The organism is Azospirillum endophyticum (genome assembly GCF_016595245.1).
GTDB classification, from domain to species: Bacteria; Pseudomonadota; Alphaproteobacteria; order Azospirillales; family Azospirillaceae; genus Azospirillum; species Azospirillum endophyticum.
In genome coordinates, this window is sequence record NZ_JAENHM010000008.1 from 121,832 (window position 1) to 147,256 (window position 25,425).

At 69.8% G+C, this 25,425-nt stretch carries 22 protein-coding genes; 13 read left to right on the forward strand and 9 right to left on the reverse strand.

All coding sequences use genetic code 11. The features are described 5' to 3' along the window. Positions 1–47: 47 nt before the first annotated feature. On the reverse strand, positions 48–272 hold the full coding sequence (locus tag JHL17_RS03315) for a hypothetical protein (protein WP_200190627.1): 225 nt from the start codon (positions 270–272) through the stop codon (positions 48–50). Positions 273–685: 413 nt separating this feature from the next. Between JHL17_RS03315 and acs the strand changes: the two genes are divergently transcribed. Continuing rightward, positions 686–2,626 carry an acetate--CoA ligase gene (gene acs, locus JHL17_RS03320; RefSeq protein ID WP_200190628.1) on the forward strand — a complete coding sequence of 647 codons (1,941 nt, stop codon included), beginning with the start codon at positions 686–688 and terminating at the stop codon, positions 2,624–2,626. A 263-nt stretch (positions 2,627–2,889) separates the two neighbouring features. Here the strand turns inward: acs and JHL17_RS03325 are convergent, their stop codons facing one another. The 3 genes from JHL17_RS03325 to JHL17_RS03335 form a co-directional block, all read right to left on the reverse strand. Beyond that, positions 2,890–3,384 (reverse strand): hypothetical protein, encoded by a 495-nt coding sequence (locus JHL17_RS03325; RefSeq protein WP_200190629.1) that lies wholly within the window; start codon positions 3,382–3,384, stop codon positions 2,890–2,892. Then, a complete protein-coding gene (locus JHL17_RS03330) occupies positions 3,381–3,935 on the reverse strand; it encodes a hypothetical protein (protein ID WP_200190630.1) in 555 nt (184 codons plus the stop codon). The genes JHL17_RS03325 and JHL17_RS03330 overlap by 4 nt, the downstream gene beginning before the upstream one ends. Positions 3,936–4,108: 173 nt before the next feature. Then, a complete protein-coding gene (locus tag JHL17_RS03335) occupies positions 4,109–5,146 on the reverse strand; it encodes a DctP family TRAP transporter solute-binding subunit (RefSeq protein WP_200190631.1) in 1,038 nt (345 codons plus the stop codon). Positions 5,147–5,199: 53 nt separating this feature from the next. Between JHL17_RS03335 and JHL17_RS03340 the strand changes: the two genes are divergently transcribed. From JHL17_RS03340 to cowN, 6 genes are all read left to right on the forward strand, one after another. After that, positions 5,200–5,889, forward strand: coding sequence for an OmpA family protein (locus JHL17_RS03340; protein WP_200190632.1), 690 nt, complete (start codon positions 5,200–5,202; stop codon positions 5,887–5,889). 112 nt (positions 5,890–6,001) lie between these two features. Continuing rightward, positions 6,002–6,478 (forward strand): cupin domain-containing protein, encoded by a 477-nt coding sequence (locus tag JHL17_RS03345; RefSeq protein WP_200190633.1) that lies wholly within the window; start codon positions 6,002–6,004, stop codon positions 6,476–6,478. 90 nt (positions 6,479–6,568) lie between these two features. After that, a complete protein-coding gene (locus JHL17_RS03350) occupies positions 6,569–7,690 on the forward strand; it encodes a UDP-3-O-(3-hydroxymyristoyl)glucosamine N-acyltransferase (protein ID WP_200190634.1) in 1,122 nt (373 codons plus the stop codon). 145 nt (positions 7,691–7,835) lie between these two features. Beyond that, a complete protein-coding gene (locus JHL17_RS03355) occupies positions 7,836–8,612 on the forward strand; it encodes an RNA methyltransferase (RefSeq protein WP_200190635.1) in 777 nt (258 codons plus the stop codon). A gap of 29 nt (positions 8,613–8,641) precedes the next feature. Next, positions 8,642–9,385, forward strand: coding sequence for a LytTR family DNA-binding domain-containing protein (locus JHL17_RS03360; protein ID WP_200190636.1), 744 nt, complete (start codon positions 8,642–8,644; stop codon positions 9,383–9,385). 141 nt (positions 9,386–9,526) lie between these two features. Then, positions 9,527–9,823, forward strand: a complete 297-nt coding sequence (gene cowN / locus JHL17_RS03365) for a N(2)-fixation sustaining protein CowN (protein WP_085090167.1) — start codon at positions 9,527–9,529, stop codon at positions 9,821–9,823. A 4-nt stretch (positions 9,824–9,827) separates the two neighbouring features. Here the strand turns inward: cowN and JHL17_RS03370 are convergent, their stop codons facing one another. Continuing rightward, positions 9,828–11,222, reverse strand: coding sequence for a PQQ-dependent sugar dehydrogenase (locus JHL17_RS03370; protein ID WP_200190637.1), 1,395 nt, complete (start codon positions 11,220–11,222; stop codon positions 9,828–9,830). A 307-nt stretch (positions 11,223–11,529) separates the two neighbouring features. Here JHL17_RS03370 and JHL17_RS03375 point away from each other — a divergent pair, with 307 nt between their 5' ends. The 6 genes from JHL17_RS03375 (at position 11,530) to JHL17_RS03400 (ending at position 21,061) form a co-directional block, all read left to right on the forward strand. Further along, positions 11,530–15,450: a response regulator gene (locus JHL17_RS03375; RefSeq protein ID WP_200190638.1), complete on the forward strand. Its 3,921-nt coding sequence runs from the start codon at positions 11,530–11,532 to the stop codon at positions 15,448–15,450. A 35-nt stretch (positions 15,451–15,485) separates the two neighbouring features. Next, entirely contained in the window at positions 15,486–16,376 is an 891-nt protein-coding gene (locus JHL17_RS03380) for a diguanylate cyclase domain-containing protein (protein WP_345773743.1), read from the forward strand. 65 nt (positions 16,377–16,441) lie between these two features. Beyond that, positions 16,442–17,545 carry a molybdopterin-binding protein gene (locus JHL17_RS03385; protein ID WP_200190640.1) on the forward strand — a complete coding sequence of 368 codons (1,104 nt, stop codon included), beginning with the start codon at positions 16,442–16,444 and terminating at the stop codon, positions 17,543–17,545. A 24-nt stretch (positions 17,546–17,569) separates the two neighbouring features. Beyond that, complete coding sequence (locus tag JHL17_RS03390; protein ID WP_200190641.1) at positions 17,570–19,549, forward strand: molybdopterin biosynthesis protein; 1,980 nt, start codon at positions 17,570–17,572, stop codon at positions 19,547–19,549. Between the two features lie 251 nt (positions 19,550–19,800). Further along, positions 19,801–20,376 carry a sigma-70 family RNA polymerase sigma factor gene (locus JHL17_RS03395; protein WP_200190642.1) on the forward strand — a complete coding sequence of 192 codons (576 nt, stop codon included), beginning with the start codon at positions 19,801–19,803 and terminating at the stop codon, positions 20,374–20,376. A gap of 10 nt (positions 20,377–20,386) precedes the next feature. Next, positions 20,387–21,061: a ChrR family anti-sigma-E factor gene (locus JHL17_RS03400; protein ID WP_200190643.1), complete on the forward strand. Its 675-nt coding sequence runs from the start codon at positions 20,387–20,389 to the stop codon at positions 21,059–21,061. Between the two features lie 192 nt (positions 21,062–21,253). Here JHL17_RS03400 and JHL17_RS03405 read toward each other — a convergent pair whose 3' ends face one another. The 4 genes from JHL17_RS03405 to JHL17_RS03420 all read right to left on the reverse strand — a co-directional run bounded on the left by JHL17_RS03405 (position 21,254) and on the right by JHL17_RS03420 (position 25,334). Next, on the reverse strand, positions 21,254–21,721 hold the full coding sequence (locus JHL17_RS03405; RefSeq protein ID WP_200190644.1) for a preQ0 transporter: 468 nt from the start codon (positions 21,719–21,721) through the stop codon (positions 21,254–21,256). Positions 21,722–21,876: 155 nt separating this feature from the next. After that, entirely contained in the window at positions 21,877–22,638 is a 762-nt protein-coding gene (locus JHL17_RS03410) for a DeoR/GlpR family DNA-binding transcription regulator (protein WP_200190645.1), read from the reverse strand. 3 nt (positions 22,639–22,641) lie between these two features. Continuing rightward, entirely contained in the window at positions 22,642–24,330 is a 1,689-nt protein-coding gene (locus JHL17_RS03415; RefSeq protein WP_200190646.1) for an ABC transporter permease subunit, read from the reverse strand. Further along, positions 24,327–25,334, reverse strand: coding sequence for an ABC transporter ATP-binding protein (locus JHL17_RS03420; RefSeq protein WP_200190647.1), 1,008 nt, complete (start codon positions 25,332–25,334; stop codon positions 24,327–24,329). The genes JHL17_RS03415 and JHL17_RS03420 overlap by 4 nt, the downstream gene beginning before the upstream one ends. Positions 25,335–25,425: the final 91 nt, after the last annotated feature.

The window sequence follows — 25,425 nt, forward strand, 5'->3', positions numbered from 1 at the left end:
GACGATGAGGGCAGGGGGCGACGCCGTTGCAACCGGCAGGCCGCTTCCTATTCTGCCGCGTCCTGCATCGTCGCGTGGAAGTCGTTGGTCGCTTGCAGCATGCGGCGGGCGATGTCCGCCATGCCGCTTGCCGAGGCGGCGGCGAGGGGGCCGGCCAATGCGCGAAGCGTGGCGTCGATGGCCGTCAGGCTGGTGCGGTCGGCCAGGCCGGCCAAGCGGTCGGTGGCGTCGCCGGCTTGGGGAAGATCGTTTGCGTTCGTGGTGCTGGGCATTGCGATCCTGCCGCCGATGATCGTTACCGTGATGCGGCAATTCTATAGCGGCCGGCCGGTTAAGGTCGGGTTAAGCGCGTGACCGTTCGTTACAGGATGGACATGACGCATGCTGCGGCATTGCGAAGCGCACATGCTGCGCCGCGGCGCGGCGGATGGTCGCGGCAAGGTTTCTCCACCGTCCGGGGCCGAGTGGCGCCGGACCGTGCGTGCCTTGGTATGCTTGGGGAAGAAACAGTCTCACGCTGCAAGATCAGCGACACAATCCTCCTTTGGTCGGGGGGCCTGCGGGGGCCGATTCGCTTGTTCGTCCCGCGACTTGTGTGGATAATGCCGCTCAATTCCGGGCGGCGGCCCGCCGCCCTGCAACATCTTCCGGCCAATACCGGAAGCACCACGGGGGAATCGCACTCATGACCGACAACAGCTTCTTTCCGGTGAGGCCCGAGATCGCGGCGACCGCCCACGTGAATGCGGAGGCCTATGCCCGCATGTACGAGCAGTCGGTCAAGGACCCCGAGGGCTTCTGGGGCGAGCAGGGCAAGCGGCTCGACTGGATCAAGCCCTACAGCAAGGTGAAGGACGTCAACTTCAACGACGACGTCCATATCCGCTGGTTCCAGGACGGCACGCTGAACGTGTCCGCCAACTGCATCGACCGCCATCTGGCGACCCGCGGCGACCAGACCGCCATCCTGTTCGAAGGCGACGATCCCGGTGTTTCCAAGGCGATCACCTACAAGGAACTGCACGAGAAGGTCTGCCGCCTCGCCAACGTGCTGAAGAAGAACGGCGTCAAGAAGGGCGATCGCGTCACCATCTATCTGCCGATGATCCCGGAGGCCGCCTATGCGATGCTGGCCTGCACCCGCATCGGCGCCATCCACTCCATCGTCTTCGGCGGCTTCTCGCCCGACAGCCTGAAGGATCGCATCGTCGACTGCGACAGCCATTTCGTCATCACCTCCGACGAGGGCTTGCGCGGTGGCCGCAAGGTGGCGCTGAAGGCCAACGCCGACAAGGCGGTGGCCGGTGCGCCGATGGTGAAGCATGTGCTGGTCGTCAAGCACACCGGCGGCGACGTCGCCTGGACCGCGGGCCGCGACCTCTGGTTCCACGAGGAGATGGAGAGCGTCTCCGCCGACTGTCCGCCGGAGGAGATGAGCGCCGAGGATCCTCTGTTCATCCTCTACACTTCCGGCTCGACCGGCAAGCCGAAGGGCGTTCTGCACACCACCGGCGGCTATCTCGTCTATGCGTCGATGACCCACCAGTATGTCTTCGACTACAAGGACGGCGAGGTTTACTGGTGCACCGCCGACGTGGGCTGGGTCACCGGCCACAGCTACATCGTCTATGGTCCGCTCGCCAACGGCGCCACCACGCTGATGTTCGAAGGCGTGCCGACCTACCCGGACGTCTCGCGCTTCTGGCAGGTCATCGACAAGCACAAGGTCAACATCTTCTACACCGCTCCCACCGCCATCCGCTCGCTGATGCGCGAGGGCGAGGGCCCGGTGAAGAAGACCTCGCGCGCATCCCTGCGCGTCCTGGGTTCGGTCGGCGAGCCGATCAACCCCGAGGCATGGCTCTGGTACTACAACGTGGTCGGCGACGCCCGCTGCCCGATCGTCGACACCTGGTGGCAGACGGAGACCGGCGGCATCCTGATCAGCCCGCTGATCGGCGCCATCGGTCAGAAGCCGGGATCGGCGACCAAACCCTTCTTCGGCGTCCAGCCGGTCGTGGTGGACAACGAGGGCCAGGTCCTGGAGGGCGAGACCGAGGGCAATCTCTGCATCGCCGATGCATGGCCCGGCATGATGCGCACGGTCTACGGCGACCACGAGCGCTTCATCCAGACCTACTTCTCGACCTTCGCCGGCAAGTACTTCACCGGTGACGGCTGCCGCCGCGACGCCGACGGCTATTACTGGATCACCGGCCGCGTCGACGACGTCATCAACGTGTCCGGTCACCGCATGGGCACCGCCGAGGTCGAAAGCGCGCTGGTCGCCCACCCGAAGGTCGCCGAGGCCGCGGTCGTCGGCTACCCGCACGACCTGAAGGGCCAGGGCATCTACGCCTACGTCACGCTGAACGCCGGCGAGAATCCGACGGAGGAACTGCGCAAGGAACTGGTCGCCTGGGTCCGCAAGGAGATCGGCCCGATCGCCTCGCCCGACCTGATCCAGTGGGCCCCCGGCCTGCCGAAGACCCGCTCCGGCAAGATCATGCGCCGCATCCTGCGCAAGATCGCCGCGAACGAGCATGACAGCCTGGGCGACACCTCGACGCTCGCCGATCCGGGCGTGGTGACCGACCTGATCGACAACCGCATGAACAATGCGTGATCAGGGGGATGAGATGAGGGGGCGCTCCGCTTGGGGCGCCCCTTTCTTTTTTGGCACGTCAGACCCCCACCCCAACCCTCCCCCGCTGGGCGGGGGAGGGAGCAAGTGCTTGTTCGGGAGAGTGGCGGCAGTCCCTCCCCCGCCCAGTTCTCGCACAAAGCTTCGCTTTGTGCTGACGCGGCAGGCGGACCGTAGGTCCGCTGAGAGCGGGGGAGGTTAGGTGGGGGCACCGTAAGCCGAGTACTTCAACATCACGACCACAGTCACCGCTCCGGCAGCGACAGCGGCGCGGCTGGGGAGATGGCGAAGGCGGTGGGGGAGGGGTGGCGCTCGACGATCCGCTTGCGGGCCTCTTCCGCGCTGTCCGCGGCGACGGCGTAGGTGCGCATGCCGGTCCAGGGGGCGGTGGCGTCCAGCGCCTCCACCGCGACATACCACAGCGGGCCGCCGGACCGGGCGACGCGATCGACGCAATGGAACTCCATCGGCGCCAGCGCGTCGTCGTCGGCCATGGCGGATTGCAGGGACAGGATTTCGCTTTCCGCCTCCGCCATCTCGCCGCGCAGGCCGGCCAGCGTCTCTTCCGTCTCCGCCCGGCGGACGGCGGCCAGCTTGGCGTAATTGGCATAGACGCCGAGCCGCTCCTTCAGCGCGGCGAGCTTCTCCGACTGGCGGCGGGCACGGATGCCGAGAATCCGTTCGCCCAGCAGGCCGATCCCCAGGCTGGTGACCGCTCCCAGAACCCAGACGACGGTCATGGCGCCGCCGCTCCGGCCATCCCCTTTTCGTCCGCGCCCTCGCTGGAAACGGTCACGCCCACCCCCTCATGGAAGATGTTGCGGGTCACCGTCTGCGCGGCGGCGAAATCATTGGCCCAGACCTGAGCCTCGTTCCGGAAGCGCCAGATGGCCGGGTGGACCACCGCCTTGGCACTGGGCGCCTTGGCATCTGGCCGGCCGGTGAAGCCGGGGGCCATCGCCAGCCGGAAGACGAAGCGGTTGCGCCCCGGCTCCGGCCGGCCGATCTCGTGGATGAAGCGGCGCGCGGCTGCGCTGCGCTTGCCGCTGCGGCGGTTGAGGATCAGCTTCTCGGCCGCCAGTTCCGCCAGTTTGGATTTCATCGCCCCGATTTCGGCCTGCATGGCTTCCAGCTCGTTGGCCTGGCTTTCCAGCGTGTCGCGTTCGGCGATCAGGATCGCGCCGCAGCGGCGGATCTCCCGGTCCGCCCGCAGGATCAAGCCGCGGCGGATCACCAGGAACAGCAGGGTGGCGCCGATGCAGAACAGCGCCAGCAGCATCTCCGACGTCATATGCGCCCGCCCGGCTCCACAAGCCATCTGCGCCGAACCCGGAACAGGCCGGCATGGTCGGGAGTTGTAGCGCAATCCGTCTTGGCACGCATCACAAGCAAACAGGATACAAGTTCAAAAAGAACGGCGCCCCGAAGAGGGCGCCGTCTTCCGTCAGGCAGGGAGCGAAGCGGTCACTTCCGCGCGGCGATGGCGGTCTGGGCCGCCTTCACCAGATCGGGACCGATCTGTTTGGCCCACTTGTCGAAGACCGGCTGGGTCGCGGTCTGGAAGGCCTTCTGCTCCTCCGGGGTCAGGCGGACCACCGCCACGCCCTGGGCGGCGATGTCCTTCAGCAGGCTGTCGTCCTCGGCGGTGATGCCTTTGCGGGAGATCGCCACCTCCTCGGCGGCGGCCTGGACGGCGGCGGCGCGCACCGCCTCCTGGTCGTCCTTCGACCAGCTGGCCCACACCTCCTTGTTGACCACGAAGATCAGCGGATCGGCGACATAGCCCCACAGCGTCAGGTTCTTCTGGCCCAGGGTCGCCAGCTTGGCGGCGACGAAGATCGCCAGCGGGTTTTCCTGGCCGTCGACGGCGCCGGTGGACAGTGCCGGCTGCGCGTCGGCCCAGCTCATCTGCGTCGGGTTGGCGCCGAGCGCGCTGAAGGTGTCGAGATAGAGCGGCGAGCCGACGACGCGGATCTTCAGCCCCTTCAGGTCGGCCGGCGTCCGGATCGGGTGCTTGGAGTTGGAGATCTCGCGGAAGCCGTTCTCGCCCCAGGCCAGCGGCACCACGTCCTTGGTGGAAAGCAGGTCGAACAGCTTCTTGCCGACCTCGCCCTGGGTCAGGGCGTCCAGCGCCTTCTGGTCCGGCATCAGGAAGGGCAGGGAGAAGAGGTTCAGTTCCTTCACCTGCGGCGACCAGTTGATGGTGGAGCCGACCGCCATGTCGATGGTGCCCTGGCGGAGCGCGGTGAATTCCTTGGTCTGGTCGCCGTTCACCAGCGAGGTGCCGGGATACATCTTGATGTTGATGCGGCCGCCGGTCTTTTCCTTGACCAGTTCGGCCCAGCGGTCGCCGCCGATGCCCCAGGGGAAGGGCTTGCCCAGAACGGTGGAAAGCTTGTACTCCGCCTTGTAGTCGGCAGCGTTCGCCGCACCGGCAACCAGGACCGGAACCGTCAGCGCGGCCAGCGCGATGCCGGCGAGCAGAGCCTTCAGCGATTTCATGCTTGTTTCCTCCCAAGCGCCCTATACGAAAGATACGGACCGGGATCGTACAGATGGACGCAGGACTGTTCCACGCGCAATTTGGGAAGACCGTCCGCAGGCCGAACAATGCGGCCATGCGGCTGGGCCTGACGCTCGGTGCTTGCGCCTGGCTGGCCCTGCCGTCCGCGGCGCTTGCCCAGACCTTGCCCAATCCGGCCTTGCCGCTGGGGCCCAACCCCAGCGAATGCGAGATCGAGGCGGCCCTGCTCGGCACCACCGGGCCAAATTGCCCGCCGGTGGCGATGCAGCGGCCTGCCGCCCCGCCGCCCGCCGCCGCCCCGCCCGCCGCATCGCCGCAGGCGGCACGTCCGGGACCGGTGACGGTGCCGCCGCTGCCCGGACCGGCGGCCATGCCGGCGCCGGAACTGCGCGCGGCCTTCCGGGTCGAATTCGATTTCAATTCCGCCCGCATCCGCCCGGAATCGCAGGCGATCCTGGACAGGCTGGCGACGGTGATGGCGACGGCCGGCGACACCCGCTTCCGCATCGTCGGCCATACCGACGCCGTCGGCGGCGACGCGGCCAACCTCGCCCTGTCCAAACGGCGGGCGGCGGCGGTGGTCGGCTATCTGGTCTCGCATCACCATATCCGCGCCGACCGGCTGGAGGCGTCCGGCATGGGCGCGCGGGAGCTGCTGCTGCCCGATCAGCCGAAGGCGGCGGGCAACCGGCGGGTGGAGATCGTCAATCTGGGGGGCTGACTCTTTTGGGGCCGGCAGGGAACCTTCGGCAGGGTGGGGTGTTGCGCAGGGGCGCCAAAGGGCCTATCGGCCCTGCGCGCGCCGACCCTCCAATCCCTGACCGGGAGAGCCGATGCCGGATCACACCCCCATTCCGATCGACAGCCACCGCATCGCCGACGACGAAATCGGCAAGCCCGCGGTCTTCGGCGCCATCCTGTCCGGCCAGCCGCTGGAGATACATCGCAACATCTTCGAAGGCGATTTCGGCCGCTTCCGCTCGGGGGTGTGGCAGTGCACGCCGGGCCTCGTCGCGATGAAGGATTGGCCCTACCACGAGTTCTGCCTGCTGCTGTCCGGCCGGGTCATCATCACGCCGGAAGGCGGGAGCCCGCGCGAATACAAGGCAGGCGATGCGCTGGTGCTGCCGATGGGCTTCACCGGCACCTGGGAGATCCTGGAGACGGTGCGCAAATACTATGCGGTCCAGGCGCGCCAGCCTCTGCTGCGGCGGATGAAGGCGCGGGTGAAGGGCTGGCTGCGACCGGGGCCGGCCAAGGGGCAAGCGACGACCGGACAGGCAGGGGCGCAGCCCGGCACAGCGTTCTGATACCTCGCCATCCGCCGGATGCCCGTGTTAGGGTCCGCCGCGCCGTCCGGCAGGACGGCCCCGTGCGAGACTTTGACACCGGTGCGTTCCATGACCCAGGCTCCCCGTACCCTGAACCAGATCGCCGAAGCGCTGGGCGCCGCGGTCGAAGGCGACGGTTCCCTCATGATCCGCCGTGCCGTCCACCCGTCGGAAGCGGAGGGGCCGGAGGATCTGGCTTTGGCGATGGACAAGGACCTGCTGGCCTTGCTGCCGGGCAGCCAAGCGGTCGCCGCCGTGGTCGCCGAAGGGGTGGAGGTGCCGGACGGCATCAGGGGCCGCATCGTGGTCAAGCGGCCGCGCTATGCCATGGCCGGGATGCTCGACCTCTTCGAACGGCCGGTCCATGCCGAACCGGGGGTGTCGCCGCAGGCCTATGTGGCGCCCGACGCGGTGGTGGCGCCCGATGCCTCCATCGCCCCCTTCGCCTATGTCGGTCCGCGTGCCCGCATCGGCGCCGGCGCCGTCGTCCTGCCGCATGTCACCGTCGGCGCCGACGCGGTGATCGGCGAAGGCTGCCTGCTGCATCCCGGTGCGCGCATCGGCGAACGGGTGGAGATGGGCGCCCGCTGCATCATCCATCCCAACGCCGCCGTCGGCAACGACGGCTTCAGCTTCGTCACGCCGGAACCGGGCAGCGTCGAATCGGCCAAGTCCACCGGCCGCGTCGTCGGCACCAACGTGCTGATCCGCCGGGTGAACTCGATCGGCACGGTGATCCTGGGCGACGACGTCGAGATCGGCGCCGGCGCCACCATCGACCGCGGCACGGTGACGGCCACCCGCATCGGCAACGGCACCAAGATCGACAACCTCGTGCAGATCGGCCACAACGTCCAGGTCGGCACCAACTGCATGCTGTGCGGCCATGTCGGCATCGCCGGCAGCACGGTGATCGGCGACCGCGTGGTGCTGGCCGGCAAGGTCGGCGTGGCCGACCATGTGACGATCGGCAGCGATGCGGTGGTGGCCGCCAATTCCGGCGTCGGCACGAACATTCCGCCGAAATCGGTGTGGATGGGCTATCCCGCCGTGCCGCGCACCCGCGCCTTCGAGCAGTACAAGGGCCTCGCCCGCCTGAAGCGCCTGTTCACCGACGTCTCCGACCTGAAGAAGCGCCTGACCGCCATCGACGGCGGGCCGGTGAAGGTCGAGGCGGAGCAGCAGGAGTAGTGGGGAAGTTAGACCCCCACCCTAACCCTCCCCCGCCCAGCGGGGGAGGGGATTGCCGCCGCTTCCCCGTATATCCCCCTTCCCCGCCCAGCGGGGGAGGGTCGGGGTGGGGGCAAGTGTTTGCCACTCGAACCACTGTCGTCCCATGACCTCCGGCCAGAACCCCACCCGTGAATCGATCCTTGGCGGCCCGGCCGTCATCCTGGTGCAGCCGCAGCTCGGCGAGAATATCGGCGCCTGCGCGCGCGCGATGCTGAATTGCGGGCTGACCGATCTCAGGATCGTCAAGCCGCGCGACGGCTGGCCGAACCCGAAGGCCAATGCCGCGGCGTCCGGCGCCGACCTCGTCATCGACAATGCCAGGATCTTCGAGACGACGGCCGAGGCGGTCGCCGACCTGGAGTCCGTCTTCGCAACCACGGTGCGGACCCGCGACATGATCCAGCGCTTCGTCACCCCGCGCGTCGCGGCGGGCGAGATGCGGGAACGCTATGCCGCCGGGCAGAAGGTCGGCGTCATGTTCGGACCGGAGCGCACCGGGCTGGTCAACGACGATCTGACCCTCGCCCAGACGCTGGTCACCGTGCCGCTGAACCCGGCCTTCTCCTCGCTCAACTTGGCGCAGGCGGTGCTGCTGATCGGCTACGAGTGGTTCCAGGCCGGCGACCGCACCCCCGACCGCTTCCTGCACACCGGGCAGACCCGCCCGGCGACGATGGCGGAGCGGGTGAACTTCTTCGAGCGGCTGGAGGCGTTGCTGGACCGCACCGGCTTCTTCACCAGCGAGGCGAAGCGCCCGTCGATGGTCCGCACCCTGCGCAACGCCTTCGAGCGCATGGAGATGACCGAGCAGGAGGTGCGTAGCCTCCACGGCGTCGTCACCGCCCTGGTCGAGGGCGACAGGCGGAAAGGCGGGAGCTGAGGCGGGAATTACCGCTATAGTGGGCGTCCATGGACTATGCGTTGCAGAACATGGATGTCGGGCTGGTGCTGCTGGACGGCGCGCGGCGGGTGCTGGCCCTGAATCCGGCGGCGGTGCGGCTGCTGGGGGAGCGCGCGGCCGGGCTGGTCGGCGCCTCTCTGCACGACCTGCACCCGCCCTCGCACCGTGCCAAGGTGGAACTGCTGATGGCCGCCGCCATCGACCCCGCCGCCCCGGCATCGGCCTGTTCGATGATGGTGGCGCTGCCCGGCCGGGTGCTGGTGGTGAAGGCGACCGCGCTGTCGCCCGCCGCCGCCGCGGCGGAGGGGAGCGCGGTCACCGCCCTGATGCTGATGGAGGCGGCGCGGCCGGCGGCGGCCGACGCCCAAGCTTCCGCCCCGCAATCCCCGGCATCGCAGCCACCCAAATCCCTGGCCGAACCGCTGGTCAAGCTGCCGGTGGAGAAGGGGCAGGGGATCGTGCTGCTCGACCCGGCCGACGCCGTCTATCTGCAGGCCGACGGCCATTACACCACGGTCCATACCGCCGAAGGCGCCTTCTTCTGCGGCCTGCCGCTATCGGAGCTGGAGGCGCGGCTCGATGCCCGGTCCTTCGTGCGCACCCATCGCGGCTACATCGTCAATCTGCGCCATGCCCGCGCGGTGGAGCGGCAGGACGGCCGCGCCGCCTTCGTCATGGCCGCTCCCGGTGCGCCCCGCGTGCCGGTCAGCCGCAACCGGGCCGATGCACTGAAGAAGCGGCTGGCGCTGTAGGGGACGCCGTTCACGCGCCGATCCCGCCATTCGCGCAGTCCGGGTACCGCTGGTGCAGGGCCGCTTGATGGCGGGGGTATGGGTGGGAAAGCATGGGCGCAGTGTTCCGCACCCCCGCACCGGCATCAGGAGACCGCCTCCATGGACAGCATCGACGCGCCCGACCGCTATGTCTCGTTCAAGGGAATCGACTGTGAGGGCAACAGCCGCCGCATCATCGACCGGCTGTACATGCACATCGACGATCCCGCCAAGACCAACGCCTTCTGGGAGCGCTTCCGCGCCAAGCTGGCGGTTGCCGAAGACCCGCTGAAACGGCAGGCCGACGGGCTGTGCCTGCTCTGCGCCAACATCTACTACATCGCCGACCTGTTCGAGGAGCATGACGACGAGGACGGGCTGGCGATGCTGCGCCAGCTGGAGGACGAATGCTGCTGAGCCGTCAGGGCCTGGGAGCCGCTCCGGCCCCCGGCTCCGTCTCCTTGTCCGCCGCGGCGTAGGCGACGCGCCAGACCGTGCCGGAGGCGTCCTCGGCGATCAGCAGGGCGCCGTCGGCGGTTACCGCCAACCCGCTCGGGCGGCCCCAGACCTTCGGTGTCTCGTCGCCTTCGGCAGCGCTTCCCGTCGCGGTTCCGGCGGTGCCGGTCACGCGGAAGCCGGTGACGAAGGTCTCGTAGGTGCCGGTCGGCCGGCTCTTGTCGAAGGGGGCGGTGTCGAAGGGGACGAAGGCGATGGCGTAGCCGGTCGGGCGCGAGCGGTTCCACGAGCCGTGCAGCGAGACGAAGGCGCCCATGCGGTAGCGTTCCGGGAAATGGGTGGCGTCGCCGAAGGCGAGCCCGATCGGCGCCGAATGGGCCTGCAGCAGCAGCCCCGGCACCTGCGCCGCCTTCACCAGATCCGGCCGTCGTCCAGCCAAGTCCGGCTGCGGATTGTCGCCGATGTAGGAGTAGGGCCAGCCGTAGAAGCCGCCCGGCTTCACCGCCGTCAGGAAATCGGGGACCAGCTGGTCGCCCAGACCGTCGCGCTCGTTCACCACGGCGTAGAGGTCGCTGGTGCCGGGCTTGAAGGCGAGGCCGACGGGATTGCGCAAGCCCGCGGCATAGCTGCGCTGGCCGCTGCCGTCGATGCGGAATTCCTGGATGGTGGCACGCGGTTCGGCCTCCACCCCGATGTTCGATTCCGATCCGATGCCGACATAGAAATGCCGTCCGTCCGGCGCCACCACGATGGAGCGGGTGGCGTGGCCGCCGCGCTTGCCGAAGGCGCCCTCCGGCGTCAGCCGCCGCCGTTCTCCCGCCTGGACGCTCCCGGCGGTCCAGGGCAGCCGCCACACCCCCGCCAGATCGCCGACCAGCACCGCCCCGTCATGGAAGGCGAGACCGAAGGGATGGTCGAACCCCTCGGCCCAGACCTGGGCCATCTCCGCCCGGCCGTCGCCGTCGCCGTCGCGCAGCAGGGTCAGGGTGCCCGGCCGCTGCTGCGCCACCAGCACGTCGCCGTTGGGCAGGACCAGCAGGTTGCGCGCGTTTTCCACATGGTCGCGGAACAGGGTGACGGTGAAACCGCGCGGGGCGCGCAGCGGCTGGTCGCCGGGGCGCGGCACCAGCACCGCCTCGTTGGCGACGGCGGGGGTGGCATAGGGCTTCGGCAGCGTTTCGATCCGCACATGGACCTCGGCGCCGACCGTCTGCATCGGGTCGGAGCGCACCGGGCCGGTCATCGCCGACTGGGCCAGGGCCGGGGCCGCCGGCAGGATCTGGGTCAGGGCGGAGCCGCCGGCGAGGACGAACAGGCCGGCCAGGACGGGTTTGAGCGACAGGGGGCGGCGGTCGGCCATCGGACGGGCGCTTTCACGGCGGGGAAGGGTGCGGAGACGGGCGGGGAAGCAGAGCGGGCATGACAAATATCGGACCGGGATATGGGGACGATGCCGCAGCCCGCAGGCAAAGGCAGGCGGTGCAAGGGAGGCTCTACCGGAGGGGTCCCCCGCAAGGGCCGGGCGTCTCCAACGTCATCGTGGCGCGCATCAAGTCGCTTGCGGTTGCAACCGGCGCAAGACCATACTCCGACCGATGTAGGCTGAAGGGGCAGAGCCGGCTGCTGTCGGAGGCTGTGTCCGGCGGCGGTGCGGCGATAATCCGGCAATGATGGACAGACAACCGATCGACGCTGCGGCTCCCGCGCTTTCGCCCACGCGGACCCGCCTGCTGCTGGCCGCCGCCTTCGCGCTGATCGCGCTGCTGGGCGCCGGTTTCTGGGGGTTCGTCGCCTGGACCGACCGGGAAGAGACGCTGCGCCACAGCCGGGAACAGGCCCAGTCCACCGCCCGCCTGCTGCAGGAGCATCTGCGGCGGACGGTTGCGACCGCCGACCTCGCCATCGGCCGCGCGCAGGATCTCATTCGCCACCACGGCCTGCCCGGCCTGGACACCAACCGCGAAGCCTGGATCACCATCCGCGACATGGTGGACGCCCTGCCGGAGATCGCGGCGCTGTGGATCGACGGTGCCGCCGGCGACGCCGTGCTGACCAGCCGGCAGTTTCCGACGCCGCAAGTCAACGCTGCGAACCGCAACTTCTTCAAGGTGCATCTCGACGGCACGGAATTCCATGTCGGCGAGCGAATCAAGGGGCAGAGGACGGGGACGGAGTTCTTCACCGTCAGCCGCTCGATCATGCTGGAGGGTCGCTTCCAGGGAGTCGTCCACGCCAATGTGGACCTCGACTACTACAGCCAGCTGTATGAAAGCCTGGATCTCGGGGCCGGTTCGGCGATCGCGGTCTACCGTACCGACGGAAAACCGGTGCTGCGCTTTCCCGACAGCGAACCGCTGGACGGACCCGACGGCGGAATCGTGCTGCGCCATGCCGCCGATGCCGCCATCGAGACCTTCGAGGCGGACGGACCGGTGCCGGGAGACCGGCGCATCCTGTCCTACCAGCGGGTGCCGAACCTGCCGCTGGTCGCCTTCGTCGCCCTGTCGGAGCGCAGGGAGCTGGCGCCCTGGCGGGAGCGCACGGTCCGCGGCAGCATCCTGGTCGGGTTGGCGGCGCTGGCCTGCGCCGGGTTGGCCTATGCCGCATTGCGCAGCCTGGAGCGCGAAGTGGCCGGCCGGCGCCGGCTGGCCGACACCAATGCCGAGTTGGACGTCAAGAAGCGCGAACTCGAAACCGCCAACGAGGCCTTCGCCAGCGCCAACCGCCGGCTGAACCTGATCCTGCATTCCGCCTCCGACAGCATCTGCGGCGTCGACCGCGACGGGCTGATCACCTTCGCCAACCCCGCCACCGCCGCGCTCACCGGCTATTCCAACGAGGAGTTGCTGGGCGGCAGCCTGCATGGGCTGATCCATTCCCACCGGGCCGACGGAACGCATTTCCCGATGCTGGAATGTGCGGTGACCGAGGTGCTGCTGAGCGGGGAAAGCCGCCGCGGGCTGGAAGACACCTACTGGACCAAGGGCGGAACGCCCTTCCTGGTCGAATATACCGCGTCGCCCATGCTGGCCGACGGCAAGGTGGAGGGGGCCGTCGTGGTCTTCCACGAGATCGCCGAACGCAAGCGGGCGGAAGCGGCGATGCAGCGCGCCCGTCTGGCCGCGGAGGACGCCAGCCGGGCGAAGAGCGAGTTCCTGGCCAACATGAGCCACGAGATCCGCACCCCGATGAACGCGATCCTCGGGCTGATCCACCTGCTGCAGCAGACGGACCTGACCGGCCGGCAGGCGGACTATGTGAAGAAGGTGCGGGTGTCGGCGCAGTCGCTGCTGGGCATCCTGAACGACATCCTCGATTTCTCCAAGGTGGAGGCCGGCAAGCTGGAGCTGGAGCGGGTCGATTTCCGCCTGGACGACCTGCTGCAGACGCTGGCGGTGATCGTGGGGTCCGCCGCGCAGGAGAAGGACATCGACGTGCTGTTCTCGGTGGCCTCGGACGTGCCGCTGGAACTGGTCGGCGATCCGCTGCGCCTTCAACAGATCCTGATCAACCTGACCGGCAACGCCATCAAGTTCACCGAGACCGGCGAGGTGGTGGTGTCGGTGCGGGTGCGGTCGCTGGGCGACGAGCGCGCCCTGCTGGACTTCGCCGTGCGCGACACCGGCATCGGCATCGCGCCGGACCAGCGCGAGCGGCTGTTCCAGGCCTTCAGCCAGGGCGACAGCTCCACCACCCGGCGCTTCGGCGGCACCGGGCTGGGGTTGGCGATCTGCGCGCGGCTGGTCCGGCTGATGAACGGCGCCATCGATGTGGAGAGCGAGCCCGGAAAGGGCAGCGTTTTCCGCTTCCAGGTGGAGTTCGGCCGCCATGGCGGCGAAGCCGGCGCCGGATCCGGCGGATCGGGCGAAATGGCCGGCTTGCCGGTTCGGCTGCCACGGGCGGTGCCGCGCGACCTGACGGTGCTGGTGGTCGACGACAACCCCACCGCACGCGAGGTGCTGGGCGCGATCGCCACGGCCTTCGGCTGGACCGTCACCGCCTGCGCCGACGGCCGGGCCGCCATCGCCGAACTGGAGCGCGCCGCCGCCGCAGGCCATGCCTATGACGTGGTGCTGATGGATTGGAAGATGCCGGGAATGGACGGTATCGAGGCGGCGCGCCGCATCCGCGCCGACGGCCGTGCCGGCACCCCGATGATCATCGTCATCAGCGGCTATGGCCGCGAACGGCTGGGCCCCCGCTTCGAGGAGGCCGGGATTTCCGGCTTCCTGATCAAGCCGGTCACCGCCTCCACCCTGCTCGACGCCGTCACCGTGGCCTATGCCCTGGCCGGCCGGTCCGCCGACGACCTTTCCCTGCCGGCTCCGGTACCGGTTGGCGGTCCGGTGGGCGGCCCCGTGGGCGGCCCCGTGGGCGGCCCCGTGGGCGGGTTGTGCGGGCCGGTTTGGGATGCCAGCCGGGCGCTGCATGGCCGCCGGCTGCTGCTGGCCGACGACAACGCCATCAGCCGGGAGGTGGCGTGCGAGATCCTGGAGCGGGCCGGGGCAAGCGTCGTCACGGCATCCACCGGACGGGAGGCGGTGGAGCGCGTGCGCATGGCCGAGCAGCCCTTCGATGCCGCGTTGCTGGACGTACAGATGCCGGACATGGACGGATTCGCCGCGACCGTTGCGATCCGGGAGTTGCCGGGCGGGCGGCAAATGCCGATCATCGCGATGACCGCCAGCGCCTTGCCGGCGGATCGTCAGCGCTGCCTCGACAACGGAATGGACGCCCATGTGCCCAAGCCGCTCGATCTGCCGCACCTGTTCGCCACGCTGGCCCGCTGGATCGGGCCGCCGCTGGTGGCGGTGCGCCCCTGCGCGCCTTGCGGTGACGGCCCGATTCCGCTCCGCGGCGAAGCCATGCTGACGGCGGTTTCCCTGCCCGCCGCCGCTCCGCCGGTACCGGCCGGCCGGCCGGCGGCTTTGCCCGACCAGCTGCCGGGCATCGACCTTGTCGACGCGCTCAACCGGCTGGGCGGCGACGCCGGCCTGTTCCGCCGCTTCATCGGCCAGTTCGCCGAAGGCTATGGCGGCATCGTCGAGCGGATCGCCGCCGCGCTGGAGGGAGGCGACCTGACGACGGCGAAGTCCATCGCGCATGAACTGAAGAGCGTTGCCGGGAATCTCGGTGCGCGCCGGCTGTCGGCCGCCGCCGACGCGGTGCAGATCGCGGCCTATCGCGGCGATGCCGCGGCGGCGTCGGCCCAGGTGCCGGTGCTGCGGGCCGAACTGGCGCTGGTGCTGGAAAGCGCCCGGCGGCTGCTGGCGGAGGCCACCGGCTCACCGGTGGCGGCGGGGGCGACGGGAGTCGCGGCCGCGGCCGGCCGGCCGGTGGAGAGCCGGTCGACGGAGAGCCGGGCTCTGCTGGCGGACCGCTTGCCGCAGTTCGCAAGTTTGTTACATGACAGCAACTTCGCAGCGGCGGAGGAATTCGCTATGCTGGCGCCGTCGCTGGCGGAATGGATCGAACCCTCGACGATGAAGGGGCTGTCCGCCGCCATCGATGGTCTGGACTTCACCAAGGCGCTAGGGATCGTGCAGCGGATCGCACGCGACCTCGGCCTTCCGTTATCGACGGTCTGAACGCGCCCATGGCCGATCCCCGCCCGAAAATCTTGGTGGTTGACGATATACCGTCCAACGTCCATGTGCTCAGCCGTATTCTGAAAGACGATTACGACATCTATTTCGCCACCGACGGCGAGAAGGCGCTGGACCTCGTCCAGGCGCGGATGCCCGACCTGGTCCTGCTGGACATCATGATGCCGGGGATGGACGGGTTCGAGGTGTGCCGCCGGATCAAGGGCGATCCTGCCACCCACGACATTCCCGTCATCTTCATCTCCGCCAAGAGCGAGGTGGAGGACGAGACCCGCGGGTTGGAGGTGGGTGCCATCGACTTCATCACCAAGCCGATCAGCCCGCCCATCGTGAAGGCGAGGGTGCGCAACCACCTGTTGCTGAAACGGCAGACCGACCTGCTGCGCAGCCTGTCCTTCCTGGACGGGTTGACCGGCATCGCCAACCGCCGCCGCTTCGACGATACGATGACGCGCGAATGGCGGCGCTGCGCCCGCTCGCACCTGCCGCTGTCGCTGATCATTCTCGATGTCGACCATTTCAAGGCCTACAACGACCAGTACGGCCATCAGAGCGGTGACGAATGCCTGCGTATCGTCGCCGAGGTGCTGTCGGAGCGGGCCCGGCGGCCGAGCGACCTCGTCGCCCGCTACGGCGGGGAAGAGTTCGTCTGCCTGCTGCCGGAGACCGACGGCGCCGGCGCCACCGACGTGGCGGAAGGGTTCCGTGCCGCCGTCGCGCAACGCCGCATCCCGCACGCCCAGTCGCCGGTCGCGCGCCATGTCACCATCAGCCTGGGCGTCGCCTCCGTGATCCCGTCGGCCGAGAGCGGTCCCGACCGGCTGGCCGAGATGGCCGACCAACTGCTCTACCGGGCCAAGCGAGCCGGCCGGAACCGCGTGCAGGGCGCCACGGTGCCGGCGCTGTGACCGGCGTGCCGCCCGCTCCCCCAGTCTCCGATATCCGCGGCCGAGGTTTCGCGCGCCGTGCGCCGATGACCGAGGCCTGGGCCTGGATCGATGGCCGGATTGTCCCGCCGCCTGCCAGGGTCCTGCCCCTGGCGGAGTGTGCCGGGTTGCGGCTGGCCGAGGCGGTCGTGGCGACGGGCGACTGGCCGCCGGCCGCCCGGGCCGCGGTCGACGGCTATGCGGTGGTCGCAGCCGACACGCTGGGAGCCGGTTCCTACAACCCGGTGCCGCTGACGGCGGTGGCGGCCGTGACGGCCGGCGACCCGCTGCCGCTGGGCTATGACGCGGTGGTCCCGTTCGAGGCGGCGCAGGCGGTCGGTCCCGTCGTCGAGGCGATCGACGCGGTTGCGCCCGGCACCGGGGTGGAGCGGCAAGCGGCGTGGGCCGGTGCCGGAAGCCTGCTGCTGCCGGCCGGGCGCCGCCTGCGCCCCGGTGATCTCGGGCTGCTCGCCGCCGCCGGGCGCGGGGTGGTGCCGGTGCTGCCGGCGCCGCGGGTGCGTATCCTGCTGGCCGGCGGTCCCAAGGCCGGAGCGCCGGAACAGCTCGGCGCGATGCTGGCGGCGCTGGTTGGGCGCGACGGCGGTGTCGTCGAGGCGGTCGACGCCGTCCCCGCCGACTCCGATGTGCTGGCCGAAGCCTTCGCCCGGCCGGGCGCCGACCTGATCCTGTCGGCCGGGCGCACCGGTACCGGTCCGGACGATGTGGCCCCGGCGGCCCTGGCGCTGACCGGCAGCCTCGACCTGCACGGCCTGGCCATGCGGCCGGGCGGCAGCGCGGGGCTGGGCCTTGCCGGCGGAGTCCCGGTCCTGCTGCTGCCGGGGGAGCCGATGGCGGCGCTGGCGGCCTACGAGCTGTTGGGCGGGCGCGCGGTGCGGCGTGCCGCCGGCCGGCCGGCCGGGCTGCCCCATGCGACGGTCGAGGCGGTGACCGCGCGCAAGCTGGTGTCGGAGATCGGCTGCCTCGACCTGCACCGGGTCCGGCTGGGCGACGGCGGCAGGGTGGAGCCGGCGGCCTCGCCCGGCTGGCCGGGGCTGGCGGCGGCGGCGCGGGCCGACGGCTTCGTGCTGATCGGGGCGGAAAGCGAAGGCGTGCCGGACGGCGCGCCAGTCACCATGTACAGCTTCGACTGATCTTATCCTGCAAGGGTTTGCCGCGTGCACAGCTCCGACCGCAGCCGCGAGGACATCCGCCGTTTCGTCGCCCAGTCAGCCCGCCAGGACCAGTTCCTCGAGGTGGTGAGCGGCGAGGAGGCGCGCGACCGCTTCCATCGCCATCTCGACCTGTCGCCGCGGGGGGAGGAGCGGGTGCCGCTGTCGGCTGCCCTGGGGCGCGTGCTGTCCACCGACGTGACGGCGGAAGTCGATGTTCCCGGCTTCGACCGCTCGGTGGTCGACGGTTTCGCCGTGCGCGCCGCCGACACGGTGGGCGCGGCGGAGGACCGGCCGGTCGCCCTGCGCCTGAACGACGAGGTGCTTGCCGCCGGCCATGCCCCCGAACTGACGGTGGAGCCGGGCACCGCCACGGTGATCGCCACCGGCGGCATGCTGCCGCGCGGCGCCGACGCCGTGGTGATGGTGGAGACGACGGAGGCGGTGGAGCGGCCCGACGGCCTGTTCGTCACCCTGACCCGGCCGGCCACTCCCGGCGCCTTCGTCGCCGCCGCCGGATCCGATATCGGCCGCGGCGAGGTGGTGCTGCGCCGCGGCCAGTCCCTGACCTCGCGCGAGATCGGCGTGCTCGCCGCCATCGGGCTGGCCGAGGTCGCGGTGGTGCGCCGGCCGCGCGTCGCCATCCTGTCCACCGGCGACGAGATCGTGGCGCCGGGGCAGCCGATCCGCATCGGTGCGGTCTATGACAGCAACGCTGCCATTCTCGCCGCGGCGGTGGCCGAGCTGGGAGCGGAGCCGGTATCGCTGGGCATCGCCCCGGACGAGGACGAGGCGCTGGAGCGGCAGGTCGCACGAGGGCTGGAGTGCGACGCGCTGCTGTTGTCGGGCGGTACGTCGAAGGGGGCGGGCGACCGCTCCCACCGGATCGTCGCGCGACTGTCCGATCCCGGCATCGTCGCCCATGGCGTGGCGCTGAAGCCGGGCAAGCCGCTGTGTCTCGCGGTGACCGGCGGCAAGCCGGTGGTGATCCTGCCGGGCTTCCCGACCTCGGCCATGTTCACCTTCCACAGCTTCGTCGCGCCGGTGATCCGTGCCATGGCCGGCTTGCCGCCGGCGACGGTGGAGGAGGTGCCGGCCACCCTGCCGGTGCGGCTGGGGTCGGAGCGCGGGCGGACCGAATATGTGATGGTCTCGCTGGTCCATGGCGCCAATGAGGGCGAGCTGGCGGCCTATCCGCTGTCCAAGGGATCCGGCGCCGTCACCGCCTTCAGCCATGCCGACGGCTTCCTTGCCATCGACGCCCAGGCGGAGGCGGTGGAGGTCGGCACGCCGGTGTCGGTCCAGCTGCTCGGCCGTTCGCTGGCGCCGGCCGACCTGATCGTGGTGGGCAGCCAGTGCATCGGGCTGAACGCCGTGCTCGGGCGGCTGATCGCCGGGGGGATGACGGTCAAGGCGCTGAATGTCGGCTCGATGGGCGGGCTGGCTGCGGCGCGGCGGGGCGAGTGCGACATCGCCCCGGTCCACCTGATGGACCCCGCCACCGGCGCCTACAACACGCCCTTCCTGGCGCCGGGGCTGGAGCTCGTCACCGGATACCGCCGGATGCAGGGCATCGTCTTCCGCCGCGGCGACCCGCGGTTCGAGGGCAGGACGGCGCAAGAGGCGGTGGCGGCGGTCGCCGGACTGCCGGACTGCATCCTGATCAACCGCAATGCCGGCAGCGGCACCCGCATCCTGGCCGACCGCCTGCTGGGTGCGGCGCGGCCGACCGGCTACTGGACGCAGGCCAAGTCGCACAATGCCGTCGCCGTCGCGGTGGCGCAGAACCGTGCCGACTGGGGCGTCGCCATCGAAACCGCGGCGAAGCTTTACGGGCTGGGCTTCCTGCCGCTGCAGGATGAGCATTACGACTTCGTCATCCCCGCCGCCCGCCGCGACCGCCCGGCCGTCCGCGGCTTCGTCGAGCTGCTGGAGACGCCGGAGGTGGCGGAGGCCCTGCGTGCCATGGGGTTCAGGCGGCAATAAAGGCCATAGGACAGAGTCCGACCGATCTTCCCGGCAAATCCGAACAAAATGCCGCAGGCCGGGTTTTTTCGTGATCCAACGCTTGGATGGTTGCGTACCGAGGGTCACGTTGCGACATACAGCCCGGCGCGGATGCCTGCGGGGTGCCGGATCGACGCAGAGGTCTTGGAAACGGGGGGGCGGCCGCGAATTCCGGGAATGGGTGCCATCCCCGGCTTGTGCGGACGCCGATGTTCCCCTTGAATGGGACCATGCAGGACCAGCACACCCCCGCGGCCGACATGGCCCCCAGCCTGGAAGATCTGCTCGTCGCCGTCGGGCGCGAGCGGGACCGCCAAGCGTTCGGGGTGCTGTTCGCCCATTTTGCGCCGCGGCTGAAGACGTATCTGCGCCGGTTGGGATGCGAATCCGGTGCGGTGGAAGAGCTTGTTCAGGAGGTGATGCTGTTGGTCTGGCGTCGTGCCGAAACCTATGATCCGATCCACGCCTCGGCCGGAACCTGGGTGTTCACCATCGCCCGCAACAAGCGAATCGATGTGTTGCGGCGCGAACAGCGGCCGGAGATCGACCCGGACGATCCCGCCCTGGTGCCCGAACCCGACGAGCCCGCCGATCGCCGGATCGAGGCGAAGGAAAGCAGCGGGCGTTTGCGCGCCGCGCTGAAGGAACTGCCGCCGGAGCAGGCCGAGCTTCTGCGCATGGCCTATTTCGAGGACAAACCGCACAGCGTGATTTCAGCGGAGCACGGCATCCCGCTCGGTACCGTCAAATCGCGCCTGCGCCTGGCGATGGAGCGCCTGCGCCGGTCGCTCAAGGATGTCGGATGAGGCATTCCCGATGAACCGGCCGAGCCACCACCCGGGCGATACCCTGCTGATCGACTATGCCGGCGGTGCCCTGTGCGAGGGCGCGTCGCTGGCCGTCGCCACCCACATGGCCTTCTGCCCCGCCTGCCGCCATGCCGTGACCGAGATGGAGGCGATCGGCGGCGCCCTGCTGGACGATCTGGAGCCCGAGCCGCTGTCGGAGGGCTGCCTGGAAGCGCTGATGGCGCGGCTGGACCATGAACGGCCGGCGCCCTGCCGTCCGGCCGCGAAGCCTTCGGTCGAACGATCGCGCTATCCGGAACCGCTGCGCAGCTACCTTCGTGGCCGTCTCGACCGTGACGGGCGGCTGGGGGAGGGCGGCTGGCGGTTCCTGCAGCCGGGCATGCGCAGCCTGGATCTGCTGTCCGGCCCGAACGGGACCACGCGGTTGATCCGCATGAAGGGCGGAGCCGGCGTTCCCCGCCATACCCATGGCGGCATCGAGCTGACCGTGGTGCTGGAGGGCGGCTTCTCCGACGAGTTCGGCAGCTTCGAGCCCGGCGACATCGCCATCGGCGACCCGTCGCTGGTCCACCGGCCGGTTTCGGACCCGGAGGGGTGCCTGTGCCTAGCCACCACCATCGGCGGACTCAGGCTGACCGGGCCGCTGGGGCGGTGGTTCAACCGGTTCGTCAAGAGGTTCTGAGGCGGGAGGTTAGACCCCCACCTATCCTCCCCCGCTGGGCGGGGGAGGGATTGGAGCTTTGTCGGAGTTCGGCGGCAGTCCCTCCCCTGCGAAGCTCTCGCACAAAACTTCGCTTTGTGCTGACGCGGCAGGCGGACCGCAGGTCCGCCGAGAGCGGGGGAGGTTAGGTGGGGGCATTCGAAGCCGACACTCCTACGCCGCGACCGCCATCCGGCCGTCGCGGGCGCGCATCAGCAGCCAGACCACGGAGACGCCCAGCAGCTTCGACGCGAAGCTGGCGGCCCAGACGGCGGGGTCCCAGACGTCCAGCATGCCGAAGAAGATGGCGGTGTCGACCGGCACCGACAGGGCGGCGCTGATCCACAGCCGGTCGCGCAGCGGGCGGCGGGTGATGGTGAAGACCGCCCAGTCGATGATTTCCGACACGGCGAAGGCGGCGACGCTGGCGGTGGCGACGAAGGGGTCGGTCAGCAGATAGGACAGAACGGTGCCGCCCAGCATGGCGGCGAGCGCCCAATGGCCGAAGCGCACCTGCACCATGTCGCGCAGGATGAAGATCAGCCCGGCCCAGCAGGACCAGACCAGATCCAGGTGCGGAAACAGGCTGAAGGCGAAGTTGATGGCAAGAATGCTGCCGATATAGGCGGCGAGCCAGAGCATGGCGATGATCCTCCGAGAGCGGACCCGCGGCAATACGGGCGCTGATGACCGGAGCCGGCCCCGCGTGAATGCGGGCGCCCCGAGAAACCGTTCTAGCTAACAGAACACGCCGTTGTGGGGAAGGTGCCGTATGCCTGTCCGGCCGATGAGGCCGCTCAGCCGAAGAGGATGTCCGGCACCGTCGCCGCCAAGGCGGCCAGTTCCGGCAACTCGCGGGACCGGCCGTCGGTGACCAGCGTATCGATGCGGTCGACCGGGCAGAAGCTGACCCGGCTGGTCTGGCCGATCTTGCTGTGGTCGGCCAGGATCACCGCGCGGTCGGCGTTGCCGACCATGGCGCGGGCCACCTCCGCCTCGCGCGGGTCGAAGCTGGTGGCGCCGTAGCGCGGATGCAGCGCCACCGGCGACAGCAGCGCCATGTCGGCACGGTAGCGGTGGATTTCGGCGATGGTGCCTTCGCCGAAGGTCGCAGGGATCCCCTCGTCCACCCGGCCGCCGAGCAGGACCGCCCGGCTGCGGTTCTGGTTGGCGACGATCTGCGCCACGTCGAAGGAGTTGGTGATCACCGTCAGCCCGGCCAGGCTCGCCAGCTCCTCCGCCAGAGCGGACACCGTGCTGCCGAAATCGAGGAACAGGGTCTGTCCCGGCGTGACCAGACGAGCCGCCGCCTTGGCGATGGCCCGCTTTTCCTTCTGGCGGACCTGGCTGCGCACGGCGATGGGCGGTTCCGGTTCCGGACCCACGGCGACAACCCCGCCATGGACGCGGCGCAGTTCGCCGCGCGCCTCCAGCTCGACGATGTCGCGCCGCACCGTCTCGCGCGACACGCCGAGATCCCCGGCGATCCGATCGGTGGAGACCCGGTGCGCCGATGCCAGAAGGGCGCGGATCCGCTGGTGGCGTTCCTCCTGGAGCATCGCTCAGGCCGCCTTCCGCCGGCCGGCGAGCGCCAGGGCGCCGCGCATGGCCAGCGCCGCCGCCGCCACGGCCGCCATGATGCAGGTGGAGAAGGCCGCCGCCTGCGACACGAACCCCGCCTCGTCCAGCCGCATCACCGTCACCGCGGCGAGGTTGGTGGAGGGCGAGACGAGGAAGATGATCGCCGACAGCGTGACCATGGAGCGCATGAACAGGAAGAAGAAGACCGACAGCAGGGTTGGTACCATCACCGGCACCACCACGTCGCCCAGCACCCGCAGGACGCCGCCGCCAAGGCAGCCCGCCGCTTCCTCCAGCGCCGCCGGCACGGCGCGCATTCCGGTGACCATCGTGAGGAAGCCCTGCGTGTGGTAGTGGTAGAAATTGCACAGCGCCAGCAGAAGCGCCGTTCCATACAGCATGTGCAGCGGCGTTCCCGCAAGGTTGAAGGCGAAGATGTAGGACAGGCCCAACACCAGCCCCGGCACGCCGACCGGCAGCACGGCCAGCAGATAGACCGCCTTCGCCAGCCCCGGCGGCATTCGCCGCAGGCCGAGCACCAGGGCGAACAGCAGCACGGTGCCGATCCCCGCCGTCGCCGCCGACACGCCGAGCGAGGTCCACAGCGGGTCGTAACCGCCGCTGAGCGTGATCGCATAATGCTTCGTGGTGAAGTCGAGCCGGTAGGGCCAGAGCCGGACGACGCTGGCGAAGACCACCGTCGCCACCACCGCCGCGATCGACAGGGCCAGAGTCATGGTGACGAGGAACAGCGGGATGTCGCGCATCGGCAGGCGGTCGGGGACCGGCGGCAGCGCGCTTTCCGACGCGGTGCCGAACTGGCGCTGGGCGGCGACCCGTTCGATGTAGACGGCGATGCCGGTGGGCAGCAGCAGCAGGATGCCCACCGCGGCGCCGATGCCGAACTTCATCTGGCCGGTGACCTGATTATAGATCTCGGTCGCCAGCACGGAGAAGTCGCCGCCGATGGTCACGGCGTTGCCGAAGTCGGTGATGGTCACGGTGAAGACCACGAAGCCGGCGCTGAGCAGGCCGAACTTGACATTCGGCAGGGTGATGCCGAGGAACTGCTGCAGCCGGGTCGCCCCCATCACCTCCGCCGCGTCGTAATAGCGGGCGTCGGACTGGCGCAGTGCCGCCTGGATGATCAGCACCGCCTGGGGCAGCGCGTAGAGCACGTTGGCGATCAGCAGCCCCGGGAAGCCGTAGATGTTCAGCCGGACGCCCAGCAGGTTGCTGACCAGCCCGTTGCGGCCCAGCAGGAAGATCAGGCCGAGGCCGAGCACCAGCGAGGGGGCCAGCAGCGGCAGCGACAGGGCGGCCGCGACGAAACGTTTGCCGGGAACGCGCGTGCGCTGCGCCGCATAGGCGACCGCGAAGCCCAGCACGAGGCAGACCGCCGTGGTCGCCGTGCCGACCAGCAGGCTGTTGCCGACCGCGCGCAGGATGCCCGGCGTGCGGAAGAGGGCCAGGTAATTGGCGACGCCGATGCCGCCGGACTCCTCGGTGACGCTGCGCCAGACGATGGTGGCCAGCGGCAGCAGGAAGAACAGGACCAGCGCCACCACCGGCACCAGCACGCAGGCACCGAACAGCAGCCGTTCGTCCAGCGGGCGGCTGGCGCGGCGGGGGCGGGTTTTGTCCGTCAGGGCCAGGGACGGGGCCGTCATGCCCGCACCCAGGCGCAGGCATCGGCCGCCACCGAGACATCCACCGCCGCACCCGGCTCCACCCCCGGATCCCGGTTGGTTTCGGCCAGCAGTTCGCGGCCCCGCCAGGACAGCCGCAGCCGGCGGATGTTGCCGAGGAAGGTCAGGTCGATCACCCGCCCGTCGGCGTCCGGCGCGGGGGTGACGGCGACCCGCTCCGGCCGCACGCAGGCTTCGAAGGCGTTTTCCGCGCCGTCCGGGCGGCCGGGCATCAGGTGGGGCATCGTCTCGCGCACCCAGGCCGTCGGCAGCAGGTTGCTGCTGCCCATGAAGTCGGCGACGAAGCGGGTGCGGGGGCGCAGATACAGATCCTGCGGCGTGCCGACCTGCTCGATCAGGCCGTGATTCATGCAGACCACCTTGTCGGCCAGGGTCAGCGCCTCCTCCTGGTCGTGGGTGACCATGATGGTGGGAATGCCGAGCCGGCGCTGGACGTCGCGGATTTCCGTCCGCAGGTCGGCGCGCACGCGGGCGTCCAGCGCCGACAGCGGCTCGTCCAGCAGGATCAGCGACGGATCGACGGCCAGCGCGCGGGCGAGCGCCACCCGCTGCTGCTGTCCGCCGGACAATTGCCAAGGGTAGCGGTCGGCGACCTTCGGCAGCTTGATGAGGTCGAGAAGCTCGCCGACCCGTGCCGCGATGCGGTCGCGCGGCGCCTTGCGGATCTTCAGGCCGTAGCCGATGTTCTGCGCCACCGTCATGTTGGGGAACAGCGAATAGGACTGGAAGACGATGCCGAAGCCGCGGTCGCGCGCCGGGACGGTGCCCAAATCCCGCCCACCCATCAGCAGCTCGCCGGCGTCATAGGGCATCAGCCCGGCGATGATGCGCAGCAGGGTCGTCTTGCCGCAGCCGCTCGGTCCCAGCAGGCAGACGAATTCCCGTTCCTCCACGTTCAGGGTGATGCGGTCGAGAGCGACGAAGCCGTCGAAGGTCTTCAGGAGATTCTTGATCTGCAAATCCATGGCGCGGCCATCTGGAACGGGAATGGGAAGGAGGCGGGACGCGGGGAAATGGCGCCGGTGCCCCCCTTGTCCGGGCGAAGGGGCCGGAGGC